Consider the following 13156-nt stretch of genomic DNA (forward strand, 5'->3'; position numbering starts at 1 on the left):
CCCGTGGCTCGGATCTCGCTCTCTCGGCTGCCTGGAGACCGGGTGCTGGTGGTCGACGGCGCGACCGAGCACGAGCTGGCGCAGACCGACCTGCCGGCGTACGTCGGCGAGCGCGAGCCGGACACGCGCTGGGTGTGGGACGACACCGCACGGTGGTACCCACCCCTCCTGGCGGCGGGCGTGCGCGTCGGGCGTTGCCACGACCTGCGGCTCGGGCACCACCTGCTGCGGCGTGCTCCAGCGGTCGACCGACAGCTCCTGGTCGGTGACCAGTCGGACCACTGGGACCGCCTCGGACCGAGCGTGCCGTCGGACCCCGCGCTCTTCTCGGCCGACGACACGGCCGAGCACCTGCGCGCCGACCTCGAGGACGCCCGCCAGCTCGCGGCGGTGGCCGCGTCGCCCGAGTCCACGCGGCTCGCCCTGCTGCTCGCGGCCGAGTCGGCAGGCGCGCTGGTCGCCGCCGAGATGACGTACGCCGGGGTGCCCTGGCGGCTCGACGTCCACGAGCAGCTGCTGACCGACCTGCTCGGCCCGCGACCGCCGCGCGGCGCCCGGCCGCAGGGTCTCGAAGCCGCGGCCGCCGAGGTGCGCGCGGCGTTCGACGCACCCGACCTCAACCCGGACTCGCGTCCGGAGCTGCTGTCCGCCCTGCGCCGGGCCGAGCTCGAGGTCACCGACACCCGGGCCTCCACCCTGCGCAGGCTCGACCACCCGGGCATCGAGCCGCTGCTGCGCTACAAGAAGCTCTCGCACCTCTTCTCGACCAACGGCTGGGCCTGGATCGACGAGTGGGTCAGCGACGGCCGGTTCCGTCCGTCGTACCAACCCGCCGGATCCACCACCGGCCGCTGGTCGTCGAACGGCGGCGGCGCGCTGTCGTTCCCCCTCCAGGTCCGGCCCGCGGCCGTGGCCGACGAGGGCTGGATGCTCGTCGTCGCCGACGTCGCCCAGCTCGAGCCCCGGGTGCTCGCCGGGATGAGCAGGGACCACGCCCTGGCGAAGGCCGCTCGCGGCGCCGACCTCTACCAGGGGATGGTCGACGCCGGCGCCGTCACGACCCGCCAGGACGCGAAGATCGGGCTGCTCGGTGCGATGTACGGCGCCACCACCGGCGAGAGCGGCCGGATGGTCGCGGACCTCACCCGGCGCTACCCCGCCGCCTTCGGCCTGGTCGAGGAGGCGGCCCGTGCCGGCGAGCGCGGCCAGGTGGTGCGCACCCTGCTCGGGCGCGGCTCCCCCGGCCTCGGCGAGGCGTGGGACCGCGACCCCGACGACCCGCCCCCCGACCCGGACAGCCAGGCCCGCTATCGGCGTGCCTTCGGGCGCTTCACCCGCAACTTCGTCGTCCAGGGCACCGCCGCCGAGTGGGCGCTGTGCTGGATCGCCGACCTCCGCAACCGGCTCTGGCGGATGGGTGACAGCGGGCCGCTCGACGCCCGGCCCCACCTCGTCTTCTTCCTCCACGACGAGGTCGTCGTGCACACGCCCGCCGCCCTGGCCGACGCCGTCGCCGTCGCCGCGACCGAGGCCGCCGCGACGGCCGCCCGCCTGCTCTTCCGCGACCTGGCCATCGACTTCCCGCTCACCACGTCGATCGTGACGTCGTACGCCGATGCCGGGAAGCCCGGCGCCGCAGCCGGTTCCACCGCTGAAGGCGGCGTGAAACCGGGCTGAAAGCGCCCGGACCTAGCGTCAGCGGCATGACGACCACCACCCCGACGGCCACCTCGCCGTCACGCACCTACACCTCGCTCCGCGCAGCTTGGATCCCGCTGGCGGCCCTCTGCCTGGCCTTCTTCGTCGAGATGGTCGACAACACGCTGCTGTCCATCGCGCTGCCCACCATCGGCCGCGACCTCGGCAGCGGCACCACCGCCCTCCAGTGGGTCACCGGCGCCTACTCGCTGACCTTCGGCGGGCTCCTCCTCACCGCCGGCTCCATCGCCGACCGGTTCGGCCGCCGACGCGTGCTCCAGGTCGGTCTCGCGGTGTTCGGCCTGCTGAGCCTGTGCGTCGTCTTCGTCTCGACGGCCGGAGAGCTCATCGGCCTGCGCGCCGGGCTCGGCGTCGCTGCCGCGATGATGGCCCCGATCACCAACTCGCTGGTGTTCCGCCTCTTCGACGACAAGGCGCTGCGGATGCGCGCCATCACGCTGATGATGGTGGTCGGCATGTCCGGCTTCATCCTCGGCCCGCTGCTCGGCGGCACCGCCCTCGCCCACGTGCGCTGGGAGTGGCTGCTGGTCGTCAACGCTCCGATCGCGCTCATCGCCTGCATCGGCGTACGCCTCGGCGTGGCGCCCGACGACCCGGCCGGTCTGACGCACGACGCGCTCGACCTCCCCGGTGCCGCGCTCAGCATCACCACGATCGGCCTCGCGTGCTGGTCGCTCACCAGCGGCGTGCTGTACGGCTGGCTCGACACCGTCACGATCGCCTCGATCGTCGGCGCGATCCTGGCCGGCGCCGCCTTCGTCTGGCACGAGCGCCGCAGCGCCGCCCCCATGCTCGACCTGCAGCTCTTCTCCACCGGCACCGTCCGCGGCGCGGCCATCGCGCAGGCCGGGACGGCCATCGCCATGGCCAGCATGATGTTCGGGCTGATCCTGCACTTCCAGTTCGCCTACGGCTGGAGCCCGGTGAAGGCTGGCCTGGCCAACCTCCCGATGATCATCACGATGATCGCCGCGACGCCCTTCACCGAGTCGCTGGTCAAGCGCTACGGCCACCGCATCGCCTGCGTCATCGGCGCGGTGTTCCTGACCGGCGGCGTCGGGGGCATGGCCTGGGCCGTCGACCACGGGTACGCCGCCATCGCTGCCTGCATGGTCGTGATGACGATCGGCCTGCGCACCGTCATGACGATCTGTGCGGTCGCCCTCGTCGACGCGATGCCGGCCAACCGCACCTCCATCGGCGCCGCGCTCAACGACACCGCCCAGGAGGTCGGCACCAGCGTCGGCACCGCCATCGTCGGCACCATGATCGCCGCGCTGGTCACCACCCGGCTCCCGGCCGGCGTCTGGTCCCACGACCTGGTCCAGTCGTTCTTCCACGGCGAGCGGATCACGTACGCCGTGCTCGCGTCGATCGTCGCTCTGGTGGCCGGCTACGGCGCGCTCACCCTCACGGACTCCCGCTCGGTCGAGGAGCACCCGGACGAGGAGCTCGAGGAGACCGCCGTCGGCTGACGACGCCCGCTCAGCAGGCCAGCGAGCCCGTCCGCGCCGCCGGCACCCGGACCCGGACCGTGGTGCCGAGGCCGGGCTCGCTGTCGAGGTCGACCGTCCCGTGGTGGGCCTCGACCAGCCGCTTGACGGTCTGGAGCCCGAGGCCGATGCCCTGGATGGCGCCGACTCGGGCGGCGTCCCCGCGCTGGAAGCGGTCGAAGGCGTAGGCGCGGTCCGCGCTGCTCATCCCGATGCCGGTGTCGGCGACCTCGAACTGCACGTGCCGCTGGTCGCAGACCAGGCGGACGCGTACGTCGCCGCCGGCCGGGGTGAACTTGGTCGCGTTGGACACGAGCGCGTCGAGGACGCGGGTCATCTGGTGCGGGTCCACGTCCGCGAGGACGTCGTCGCCGACGTCAGCGACCAGCCGCAGGCCGAGGTCGTCACACGCCCCGCGCCAGCGCTCGAGGGCGGCCAGCAGGAGGACGCTCAGGTCGACCAGCTCCTGGTGCGGCTGAGGATGGTCGTGGGTCTCGTCGAGCAGCTGGGCGACGAGGGTGGCGAGCTGGTCGGAGTTGCGGCGGATCGCGGCGAGCGAGCGGCGGAGCAGCTGGTCGTCGGCGGACGAGAGCGACTCGGCGACGTCGACGTACCCGACGATCGACGTGAGCGGGGTGCGCAGCTCGTGCGAGACGGTGCCGAGGAACTGCTCCTGGCTGCGGCGCGCCGAGAGCAGCGCGGTCAGGTCGTGGCAGACGACGACGGTGCCCAGCACCCGGCCGTCGTCGTCGTGCATCCGCCGCGCGTGCCACCCCGCCGCGGTCAGGTCGTGCAGCGGGCCGAGCCACTCGACGGTGTCGTGCAGACGCTCGCTCCCACACGCGCGACCGAGGGCCTGCTCGTCGCCGACCACCGGCGTCTGGCGATCGGCGCTCCAGACGAGCGTGCCCGGTCGCCGCGGGTGCGCGAGGTCGTAGCCGCCCCGCTCGGCGATCGAGCGGGCCTGGCCGTTGGCGAGCAGGAGGCGGTCGTCGGCGTTGTAGACGAGGACACCGGCGGCGACGGTGTTCAGGATCGTGCGGCCGAGCAGGTCACGGCGTCGCAGCTCGACGACGACGACGTGGGCGAGCAGCGCCAGTCCGGCGGTCTGGAGCTCCCAGAGCAGCAGTCGGCTCCAGTCCGCCTCGGACTGCACCACCTGGTCGGGACCGAGCCCGGGCAGCAGGAAGACGAGCACGCCGCCCGCGCCCGCCACGGCGACGCCGGTCCGGCCGAAGTCGGCACCGAGCCACAGGGCCGGGAATCCCGCCAGGACGGCGAGTGCCGCCATCGTCGGCATCAGGTCGGCGCGGAGCAGCGCCACCGCGACCAGGTCGACGGTCGGTATCGCGATCCAGGCGAGGTGCGGGAGCGCACGCCACGGCACCGTCACCGTCGCGAGCGTCGCCGTCACGACGGCGGCGCACCCGGCCCAGAACAGCCCGCTGGTGCGAGCGACCGGCATCCCGACGAGCAACGCGAGCGCGATCAGGAGGGTGGCGGCGAAGAACAGGTGCTGCGCGGCGGTGCGCGTCCGCGCGAGAGCAGGGTCGTAGACAGAGACGGTGCGCACGGCCGGGCCTCCCTTCCGAGACGAAGCCCTTCCGCCAACCAACATACCCACGGCATGACCTCTCCACTCGGACCACTTCATCCGACAACTTTCAAGAACTTTTGGGGTTATGTACCCATTCGGTTACATTGACTCCATGAACGCCGTGATGCACGCGCTGGCCGACGAGAGCCGGCGGACGGTTCTGGAGATCCTCCGCGACCACCCGGCGAGTGCCGGAGAGCTGGCCGAGGCTCTGCCGATCGCCCGGCCGGGGGTCTCCCGGCACCTCCGGGTGCTGCGGGAGGCCGGGCTGGTCGACGTACGCCAGGACGCGCAGCGCCGGATCTACGCACTCCGCCCGGAGGCGCTCGTCGAGGTCGACGAGTGGCTGGGGCCCTACCGCCGGCTCTGGGAGAGCCGGCTCGACGCACTCCACACCGAGATCGCACGAGGGAAGAAGGAACGACGATGACCACGAACGCCACGATGCGGGCACTCGACGAGACCCGCGGAGCAGTCCGGGTCGAGGACATCTACGACACGGACATCGACGACCTCTGGCAGGCGTGCACGACGCCCGACCGCCTGGCCCGGTGGATCGCCCAGGTCGACGGCGACCTGCGGGTCGGCGGCACGGTCCAGGTCGTCTTCACGAGCACCTGGACCGGTCCGGTGCGGGTCGAGGTGTGCGAGGCGCCCCACCACCTGCTGCTGACGACGGAGCCGGGCACGGACGACGAGGGCCAGATCGAGGCGTGGCTGACCGAGGAGGGCACCCGGACCCGCCTGGTGGTCGAGGAGCGTGGGCTGCCGACGACGCACCTGCCGTTCCACGCGTCGGGCTGGCGGGTCCACCTCGAGGACCTCGGCCGGTCGCTGGAGGGCGACGGCCCGGTCCACCCGGAGGGGTGGAGCTCCGCTGCCGGGGCGCCCGGCTGGAAGCGGCGCTGGGAGGAGCTCACGCCGGCGTACCAGCAGATGGAGATCGGCTGATGTCGGACCTGATCCGGCTCAGCGGGACGACGGTCAACGCGCCCGACGCGATCGCGCTCGCCCGTTTCTACGCCGAGATCACCGGAGGGGTCGCGCAGGGCGACGAGCGCTGGGCGCTGGTCACGGGGCCGAACGGCGCCATCGGGTTCCAGCAGGCCGAAGACCACCGACCTCCCACGTGGCCCGGTGGCGACGTCCCCCTGCACCTGCACCTCGAGTTCCTCGTCGACGACCTGGAGGCGACCGGGGCGCGGGTGCTGGCGGCCGGCGCCACCCGGTTCGAGCACCAGCCCAACGACGACCACTGCTTCGTGTACGCCGACCCCGTGGGGCATCCGTTCTGCCTGTCGACGTGGGACCTCCCCAGCGTGGGCGGCTGACTCGGGCCGAGGCTCAGCTGACCACCATGGGGATCAGCATCTCCTCGGGCGTCAGCGACCCGTGCAGACCGACCAGCGTCGCTTCGTAGGGGAAGTCGTTGGTCGAGAGGATCGCGGTGTCGCCGTGGCAGGCGACGATGACGTCGCCGAGCCGGGGCAGCACCCCGGACGACACCGCCCCGAACCAGCCCCGGCCAATCGCGGTCTCGCGGGTCAGTACGTCGGCCCGGTCGCCCAGGACGGACGACCAGGTGGCGACGACGTCGTCGACGGCGCCGCGCTGGCAGTAGAGGTGGCGGAAGCGGGCTTCACCACCGAGCAGGGCGACACCGTCGCGGAGCTCGGTGCGGTCGTCGACGTCGACCCGGCTCTCGGGAGCGGAGTCGACCATGCCGTGGTCGGCGACGACGAGCATCCGGACCGATCCGGGCAGCGACTCGCGCAGCTGCTCGGCCTCGGCGTCGACCATCGAGAGCTGCTGGAGCCACTGGGTCGAGGCGATGCCGTAGCGGTGGCCGGTCCAGTCGAGGTCACCGTCGTAGAGGTAGGTGAGCGAGGTGCGCTCCGAGGACGCGGCGACCGCGGCAGCGAGCCGCTCGCCGACCCGGTCGGCACCGACGTACTCCGCGCCGCGGTGGGCGGCGACGGTCAGGCCGCTCCCCCGGAACTCGCGCTTGTTGACCACCGTGACGCTCGCGCCCAGTGAGCGCAGCCGGGAGAAGGCCGTGTCGTGCGGCTGCCACTCCATCGGGTCGACGTCCTTGTCCCACAGCAGCGCGTTGAGCAGCCGGTCGGTGCCGGGCACGCGTGAGGTGAAGCCGACCAGCCCGTGCGCGCCGGGGGTCAGCCCGGTGCCGAACGACGTCAGGCTGGTCGCGGTCGTCGACGGCACCCCGGCGGTCGCGGGCGCCTGCTCCTCGAGCAGGGTCGAGAGGAACGGCGCCATGTGGGCGTAGCGCTCGAGCAGCGTGGCGCCGAGGCCGTCGACGAGGAGGACGACGTACGCCAGGGCCTCGGGCAGCACCAGGCCGGTCGGCGCGTCGTCGATGCGCAGCCCGAGGGCGACACCGACCGCCGGGACGACGTCACCGAGCGACCGGTCGCCGTACGCCGGCTGGACGAAGGTCACCTCAGTGGGGGCTGTGGGTGCGGGCCGACAGCGACTCGGCGAAGGCCAGCAGGCCGGCGACGGCATCGGCGCCGTCGGCTGCGGCCGAGACGCGCAGCGAGAAGTCGTCGGAGGCGAGCACGCCGGTGTAGCCGTGGTCGGCGTCGCACTGCGGGTCGCTGCAGCCGGCGGGCTCCAGGTCGACCCGGCTCACCCCACCCCAGCCGATCGTCATCACGGCCTCGGCCGGCGGCTGCGGGCCGGCGGTCGGGTTGGCGACCATCCGGGTGACGACCACCGAGCGGACCGACGAGAGCCGGATCGCCTCGGTGGAGGTGGACGTGTAGGGCTCGGGCAGCAGGTCGTCGCCCTCGTGCTCGTCGGTGTGGGCCAGGATCAGCCGGCTCGGCGTGAGCACGACGACCGACAGGTGGCGACGGACCTCGTCGCGCTCGAACGTCGGCTCGTGGTGGACGTAGAACGACACCACTTCCTCACCGGCGACAGCACCGAGCACACCGTCGACGACCACCTCGGGGTAGTAGCCGGTCCGGTCGATGGCGTCCCTGAGCTCCAGGGTCCGGTCGTGGTCCTCCGTGGTCCTGCTGGTCCGCATGTGTTCAGTCTGTCACGCAGGTCAGGACGGCAGGGTGTCGCCCGCGGGCCGCGGCATCCGGCGCACGAACCAGTCGGACCGCGGGTCGGCCACCGGGTCCACGCGGGCGGACGCGGTGAGCACCGTGGCGCCGTCCGCGCCGGCGAGCACCAGCGACAGGTCGAGGGCACTGACCTGGGGCAGGTCGTTCTGGAGCTGGGAGACCCGCTGGATCAGCCGCTCGATCTCGGCGACGTCGACGACCTCGCTGCCGCGGTAGCCGAAGAGCATCGGTGACGACTTGATCTCGCGCACCATGGACGCCGCGTCGCGCGCGCCCAGCGGAGGGATCCGGTAGGCCTTGTCGGCGAGCAGCTCGGTGAGCGGACCGGCGATGCCGAAGGAGAGGACCGGCCCGAAGAGCGCGTCCTCGACGCTGCGGATCGACACGGGCACACCCGGCCGCGAGTTCTTCTGCACCACGAAGCCGGCCCGGTCGGGCTCGGAGATCAGCGCGCCGAGGGAGTCCCAGGCGTCCGCCATCTCCTCGGCGTCGTCGATGTTGCGCCACACGTGGGCCTGGTCCGGCCGCTCGCGGAGATGGTCGGCGGTCGCCTTGAGGACGACGTCCCAACCGAGCGACTCCCCCGCCTCGACGGCCGCGTCGCGCGAGTCGACCTCACGGGTCTGCCAGAGCTCGATGTCGTACGCCGCGAGGAGCTTGGTCAGCGTCTCGAGGTCGAGGTCGGCGCCCTCGGGGTTCTCCGCGAGGACCTCGTTGACGAGCGTCTTGGCCAGGGCCGCGTCGACCGCCGCCGGGTCGACCGGCACGCCGTCGGGGGTCCGCAGCCACACGGCGTACTCGACCACCCGCGCGAGGGCGCGCACCGCCGCCTCCACGCCGGGGTAGGACGGGACCGAGCCGCGACCCGCGGTGGAACCGGCGACGTCGGGCACGCGGAGCAGCTCGGGAACACCTTCGGCACCGAGGAACGACGAGACGAGCGGCTTGTCGGACTGCTCGCCGACGGCGGCGAGCACGTTGGCGACCTCCTCGCCCGAGACGTTGATCGGCGGGACGTAGACCGCGACCACCGAGTCGATCTCGGGGTCGTCGATCGCGGCGTCGAGCGCGTCCTCGAACTCCTCGGCGCCGGCCTCGACGCCGAGGGCGATCGACTTGTTGACGACCAGCCCGACCGAGGCGGCCGCGTCGGCCGCGAGCAGCCCGAGCGCGTCGGAGTTGCCGACGATCGCCACCCGGCGACCGCGCGGGAGCGGCTGGTGGGCGAGCAGCTGAGCGACGTCGAACATCTCGTCGAGCGTGTCGACCTGGATCACGCCGGCCTGGCGGAACATCGCGTCGACGGCTGCGGCCGGGGCCGCGATCTTGCGGACCGCGTGTCCCATCGGCACACCCTGCGTCGTACGCCCGGAGCGCACCGCGATGATCGGCTTGCGCAGCGAGACCCGGCGCGCGATCCGCGAGAACTTGCGCGGGTTGCCGATCGACTCCAGGTAGAGCAGGACGACCTCGGTGGAGTCGTCCTCCTCCCAGTACTGCAGCAGGTCGTTGCCGGACACGTCGGCGCGGTTGCCGGCGCTGACGAACGTCGAGAGGCCGAGGCCCCGGTTGTAGACCTTCTCGAGGATGGCGGTGCCGAGCGCACCGGACTGGCAGAAGAACCCGGCCCGCCCGCGCGCCGGCATCAACGGCGACAGCGACGCGTTGAGCGACACCTTCGCGTCGGTGTTGATGATGCCCAGGCAGTTGGGGCCGATCAGGCGCAGGCCGTAGGAGCGCGAGAGCCCCACGAGCTTGCGCTGCCGCACCCGGCCCTCCTCGCCGGTCTCGGCGAAGCCCGACGAGATCACGATCAGCCCGTGGACGCCCTTGGCGGCGCAGTCGAGGACGACGTCCTGCACGGACTCGGCCGGCACCGCGACGACCGCCACGTCGACGTCGTCGGGGATGTCGCCGACGGTCTTGTACGTCGGGAGCCCGGACACCGCGTTGGAGGTCGGGTTCACGGCGTAGACCCGGCCGGTGAAGTCACCGGTGATCAAGTTGCGCACCAGCGCCTGGCCGATCGTCTCCTGGCGGCGACTGGCGCCGATCACGGCGATCGAGCGGGGGTTGAAGAACTTCTCGATCGAGGCGGCCTCGGCCCGGTGCTCCCGGCCCATCATCAGCCCGATGGCGGTGTCCGTCGGGTCGATGGAGAACTCGAGCTGCAGCACGCCCTCGTCGTACTCGCTCACGAGGCGGTAGCCCGCGTCGCGGAAGGTCTGGATCATCCGCGAGTTGTCCGGCAGCACCTCGGCGACGAACCGGTCGACGCCCCGCTCGCGCGCGACCTGCGCGAGGTGCTCGAGGAGCAGCTGGCCGATGCCGCGGCCCTGGTGCTGGTCCTCGACCAGGAACGCCACCTCGGCCTCGCCGGGGCGGATGACGTCGTAGCGACCGACGGCGATGATCTTGCCCTGGAGCGTCAGCACCAGCGCGACCCGGTTGATGTGGTCGACGTGGGTGAAGCGGTCGACGTCGCGGTCGGAGAGGCGCGGCATCGGCGAGAAGAAGCGGTAGTACTTCGACTGGTCGGACACCCGGGAGTAGAACTCGACGAAGACCTCGCGGTCCTCGGGCTTGATCGGGCGGATGTGCGCGGTGCGACCGTCCCGGAGCAGCACGTCGGACTCCCAGTGCGCCGGGGGCGGCGGGATCACCAGGTCCGAGGTGATGGGGAGGTCGGTCACGTGCGAAATCTAGCGTGGACGCGTGAATCCGGCGTGCCCCCGCGGTTTCGGTGACCACGCCTTGAAAGAATCCCCTCATGGCACGTGGCAAGACGAAGCAGGACCTTCCCGACGACTTCGAGGAGCACATCCTCGACACCGACATCAAGCAGGAGATGGAGTCGTCGTTCCTCGAGTACGCCTACTCCGTCATCTACTCCCGAGCGCTGCCCGACGCGCGCGACGGTCTGAAGCCGGTGCAGCGCCGGATCCTCTACACGATGAACGACATGGGCCTGCGGCCCGACCGCGGTCACGTGAAGAGCGCCCGCGTCGTCGGTGAGGTCATGGGTCGCCTGCACCCCCACGGCGACAGCGCGATCTACGACGCCCTGGTCCGGATGGCCCAGCCGTGGTCGATGCGGCTGCCGATGGTCGACGGGCACGGCAACTTCGGCTCGCCCGACGACTCCCCCGCCGCCATGCGTTACACCGAGTGCCGGATGGCTCCGCCCGCTGCGGCGATGACCGCCTCGATCGACGAGGACACCGTCGACTTCCGGCCCAACTACGACAGCCGCGAGACCGAGCCGTCCGTGCTCCCCTCGGCGATCCCCAACCTGGTCGTCAACGGCACCACCGGCATCGCCGTCGGCATGGCCACCAACTGCGCGCCCCACAACCTGGTCGAGGTCGTCCAGGCGCTGCGCCACCTGATCACCCACCCGAAGGCCGGCACCGACGACCTGATGCGCTTCATCCCCGGACCGGACCTGCCCACCGGCGGCAAGATCGTCGGCCTCGACGGCATCCGCGACGCCTACGAGACCGGCCGCGGCTCCTTCCGGATGCGGGCGACCGCCCGGGTCGAGTCGGTCACCAACCGCCGCAAGGGCATCGTCGTCACCGAGCTGCCGTACGGCGTCGGCACCGAGAAGGTCATCGAGCGGATCAAGACCCTGGTCCAGGGCAAGAAGCTCCAGGGCATCTCGGACGTCAAGGACCTCACCGACCGCGAGAAGGGTCTGCGACTGGTCATCGAGGTCAAGAACGGCTTCGTGCCCGAGGCCCTCCTCGAGCAGCTCTACCGGCAGACCCCGATGGAGGACTCCTTCGGCATCAACGCCGTCGCCCTCGTCGACGGCCAGCCCCGCACGCTCTCGCTCAAGGAGATGCTGCAGGTCTTCCTGGACCACCGCTTCGACGTCGTACGCCGCCGCTCGGTCTTCCGCCGCGGCAAGGCCGCCGACCGGCTGCACCTCGTCGACGGGCTGCTGCTCGCGATCATCGACATCGACGAGGTGATCCAGCTGATCCGCTCGTCCGACAACGCCGCAGCGGCCAAGGAACGCCTCATCGACGTCTTCGACCTGAGCGAGATCCAGGCCGACTACATCCTCGACATGCCGCTGCGCCGGCTGACGAAGTTCTCCAAGATCGAGCTCGACAAGGAGAAGTCCGAGCTCGAGAAGGTCATCGAGGACCTCGACGCGATCCTCGGCGACGAGAAGCTGCTGCGGAAGGTCGTCTCCGACGAGCTGGCCGAGGTCGCTAAGACCTACGGCACCCCGCGTCGTACGGTCCTGCTGGAGTCGTCCGGCACCACCGTGACGGCATCGGCCACGCCGCTCGAGGTCGCCGACGACCCGTGCTTCGTCTACCTGTCCTCCACAGGCCTCCTGGCGCGTACGGCGAACGCCGAGCAGCCCGGTTCCGGCGGTGGCCGCGCCAACCACGACGTGGTGACGTCGGTGGTCCGCGCGACGGCCCGCGGCGAGGTCGGCGGCCTCACCAGCGCGGGACGCCTGGTGAAGATCGGCGTCCTCGAGCTCCCCCAGCTCCCCGACACCGCCAACGACCCGCACCTCGCGGGCGGCCTGCCGGTCAGCGAGATCCTGTCGCTCGATCCCGGCGAGCGCCTGCTCGGGCTCTGCACACTCGCGACCGACGGACCCGGGCTCGCGCTCGGCACCCGCCAGGGCACGGTCAAGCGGGTCAACCCGGAGGTGCTCGGGCGTGACGACTGGGAGGTCGTCCGGCTCGCCGACGGTGACGAGGTCGTCGGGATCGTCGAGCTGACCACCGGTCGCGAGACGCTCTGCTTCGTCACCTCCGACGCCCAGCTCCTGCACTTCGGCGCCGACGCCGTGCGCCCCCAGGGTCGCTCCGGCGGCGGCATGGCCGGCGTCCGCGTCGCGGCCGGTGAGCGTGTGGTGTGGTTCGGCATCGTCGACCCGGATGCCCCCGAGGGCTCGGTGGTCGTCACCGCATCCGGCTCCTCGACCGCGCTGCCGGGCACCGAGCCGGGGGCGGTCAAGGTGACCACCTTCGACGAGTACCCGCCCAAGGGCCGGGCGACCGGCGGCGTGCGCTGCCACCGCTTCCTCAAGGGCGAGGACACGTTGGTCTTCGCGTGGGTCGGCAGTGCTCCCGCCCGCGCGGCGGCCGCCAGCGGCGCTCCCATCGAGCTGCCCGAGGCCACCGGTCGACGCGACGGTTCGGGCATCCCCGGCAGCCAGCCGATCACGGCCTGCGCAGGCCCGGTCGCCGTCCGCGTGCGTGTGTCAGGCTGACCGG

Annotated in this window: 10 protein-coding genes; 6 read left to right on the forward strand and 4 right to left on the reverse strand. The window is 72.0% G+C overall.

Annotation, left to right across the window (positions count from 1 at the left end; translation table 11 throughout):
• Positions 1 to 3: 3 nt before the first annotated feature.
• Together ABLE68_RS20730 and ABLE68_RS20735 are read left to right on the forward strand one after the other, a co-directional pair.
• On the forward strand, positions 4 to 1677 hold the full coding sequence (locus ABLE68_RS20730) for a bifunctional 3'-5' exonuclease/DNA polymerase (protein ID WP_348873928.1): 1674 nt from the start codon (positions 4 to 6) through the stop codon (positions 1675 to 1677).
• 26 nt (positions 1678 to 1703) lie between these two features.
• Positions 1704 to 3194 carry an MFS transporter gene (locus tag ABLE68_RS20735; RefSeq protein WP_348873929.1) on the forward strand — a complete coding sequence of 497 codons (1491 nt, stop codon included), beginning with the start codon at positions 1704 to 1706 and terminating at the stop codon, positions 3192 to 3194.
• Between the two features lie 10 nt (positions 3195 to 3204).
• Here the strand turns inward: ABLE68_RS20735 and ABLE68_RS20740 are convergent, their stop codons facing one another.
• Positions 3205 to 4785, reverse strand: a complete 1581-nt coding sequence (locus tag ABLE68_RS20740) for a sensor histidine kinase (protein ID WP_348873931.1) — start codon at positions 4783 to 4785, stop codon at positions 3205 to 3207.
• A gap of 136 nt (positions 4786 to 4921) precedes the next feature.
• Between ABLE68_RS20740 and ABLE68_RS20745 the strand changes: the two genes are divergently transcribed.
• The 3 genes from ABLE68_RS20745 to ABLE68_RS20755 are packed head-to-tail and all read left to right on the forward strand — an operon-like array spanning position 4922 to position 6140.
• Positions 4922 to 5239 carry an ArsR/SmtB family transcription factor gene (locus tag ABLE68_RS20745; protein ID WP_348873932.1) on the forward strand — a complete coding sequence of 106 codons (318 nt, stop codon included), beginning with the start codon at positions 4922 to 4924 and terminating at the stop codon, positions 5237 to 5239.
• Positions 5236 to 5760, forward strand: a complete 525-nt coding sequence (locus ABLE68_RS20750; protein ID WP_348873933.1) for an SRPBCC family protein — start codon at positions 5236 to 5238, stop codon at positions 5758 to 5760. The genes ABLE68_RS20745 and ABLE68_RS20750 overlap by 4 nt, the downstream gene beginning before the upstream one ends.
• Positions 5760 to 6140 (forward strand): VOC family protein, encoded by a 381-nt coding sequence (locus ABLE68_RS20755; protein ID WP_348873935.1) that lies wholly within the window; start codon positions 5760 to 5762, stop codon positions 6138 to 6140. Before ABLE68_RS20750 ends, ABLE68_RS20755 begins: the two co-directional genes overlap by 1 nt.
• Positions 6141 to 6153: 13 nt before the next feature.
• Here ABLE68_RS20755 and ABLE68_RS20760 read toward each other — a convergent pair whose 3' ends face one another.
• Genes ABLE68_RS20760 through ABLE68_RS20770 form a run of 3 tightly spaced genes read right to left on the reverse strand, consistent with a single transcriptional unit; the run spans position 6154 to position 10600 of the window.
• A complete protein-coding gene (locus ABLE68_RS20760) occupies positions 6154 to 7269 on the reverse strand; it encodes an alkaline phosphatase family protein (RefSeq protein ID WP_348873936.1) in 1116 nt (371 codons plus the stop codon).
• A 1-nt stretch (position 7270) separates the two neighbouring features.
• Positions 7271 to 7864 carry a DUF5998 family protein gene (locus ABLE68_RS20765; RefSeq protein ID WP_348873938.1) on the reverse strand — a complete coding sequence of 198 codons (594 nt, stop codon included), beginning with the start codon at positions 7862 to 7864 and terminating at the stop codon, positions 7271 to 7273.
• A gap of 21 nt (positions 7865 to 7885) precedes the next feature.
• Positions 7886 to 10600: a bifunctional acetate--CoA ligase family protein/GNAT family N-acetyltransferase gene (locus tag ABLE68_RS20770; RefSeq protein WP_348873939.1), complete on the reverse strand. Its 2715-nt coding sequence runs from the start codon at positions 10598 to 10600 to the stop codon at positions 7886 to 7888.
• A 77-nt stretch (positions 10601 to 10677) separates the two neighbouring features.
• On the opposite strand from ABLE68_RS20770, the gene ABLE68_RS20775 reads away from it, so the two are divergent.
• Positions 10678 to 13152: a DNA gyrase/topoisomerase IV subunit A gene (locus ABLE68_RS20775; protein ID WP_348873940.1), complete on the forward strand. Its 2475-nt coding sequence runs from the start codon at positions 10678 to 10680 to the stop codon at positions 13150 to 13152.
• Positions 13153 to 13156: the final 4 nt, after the last annotated feature.

Origin of the sequence: Nocardioides pollutisoli, from assembly GCF_040045055.1 — a bacterium.
GTDB classification, from domain to species: Bacteria; Actinomycetota; Actinomycetes; order Propionibacteriales; family Nocardioidaceae; genus Nocardioides; species Nocardioides tweenelious.

Excerpts from the sequence above, each read along its gene's own strand:
- ABLE68_RS20735 (WP_348873929.1), top strand. The coding sequence starts at position 1,704 with ATGACGACCACCACCCCGACGGCCACCTCGCCGTCACGCACCTACACC.
- ABLE68_RS20745 (WP_348873932.1), top strand. The coding sequence starts at position 4,922 with ATGAACGCCGTGATGCACGCGCTGGCCGACGAGAGCCGGCGGACGGTT.
- ABLE68_RS20750 (WP_348873933.1), top strand. The coding sequence starts at position 5,236 with ATGACCACGAACGCCACGATGCGGGCACTCGACGAGACCCGCGGAGCA.
- ABLE68_RS20755 (WP_348873935.1), top strand. The coding sequence starts at position 5,760 with ATGTCGGACCTGATCCGGCTCAGCGGGACGACGGTCAACGCGCCCGAC.
- ABLE68_RS20765 (WP_348873938.1), bottom strand. The coding sequence starts at position 7,864 with ATGCGGACCAGCAGGACCACGGAGGACCACGACCGGACCCTGGAGCTC.
- ABLE68_RS20775 (WP_348873940.1), top strand. The coding sequence starts at position 10,678 with ATGGCACGTGGCAAGACGAAGCAGGACCTTCCCGACGACTTCGAGGAG.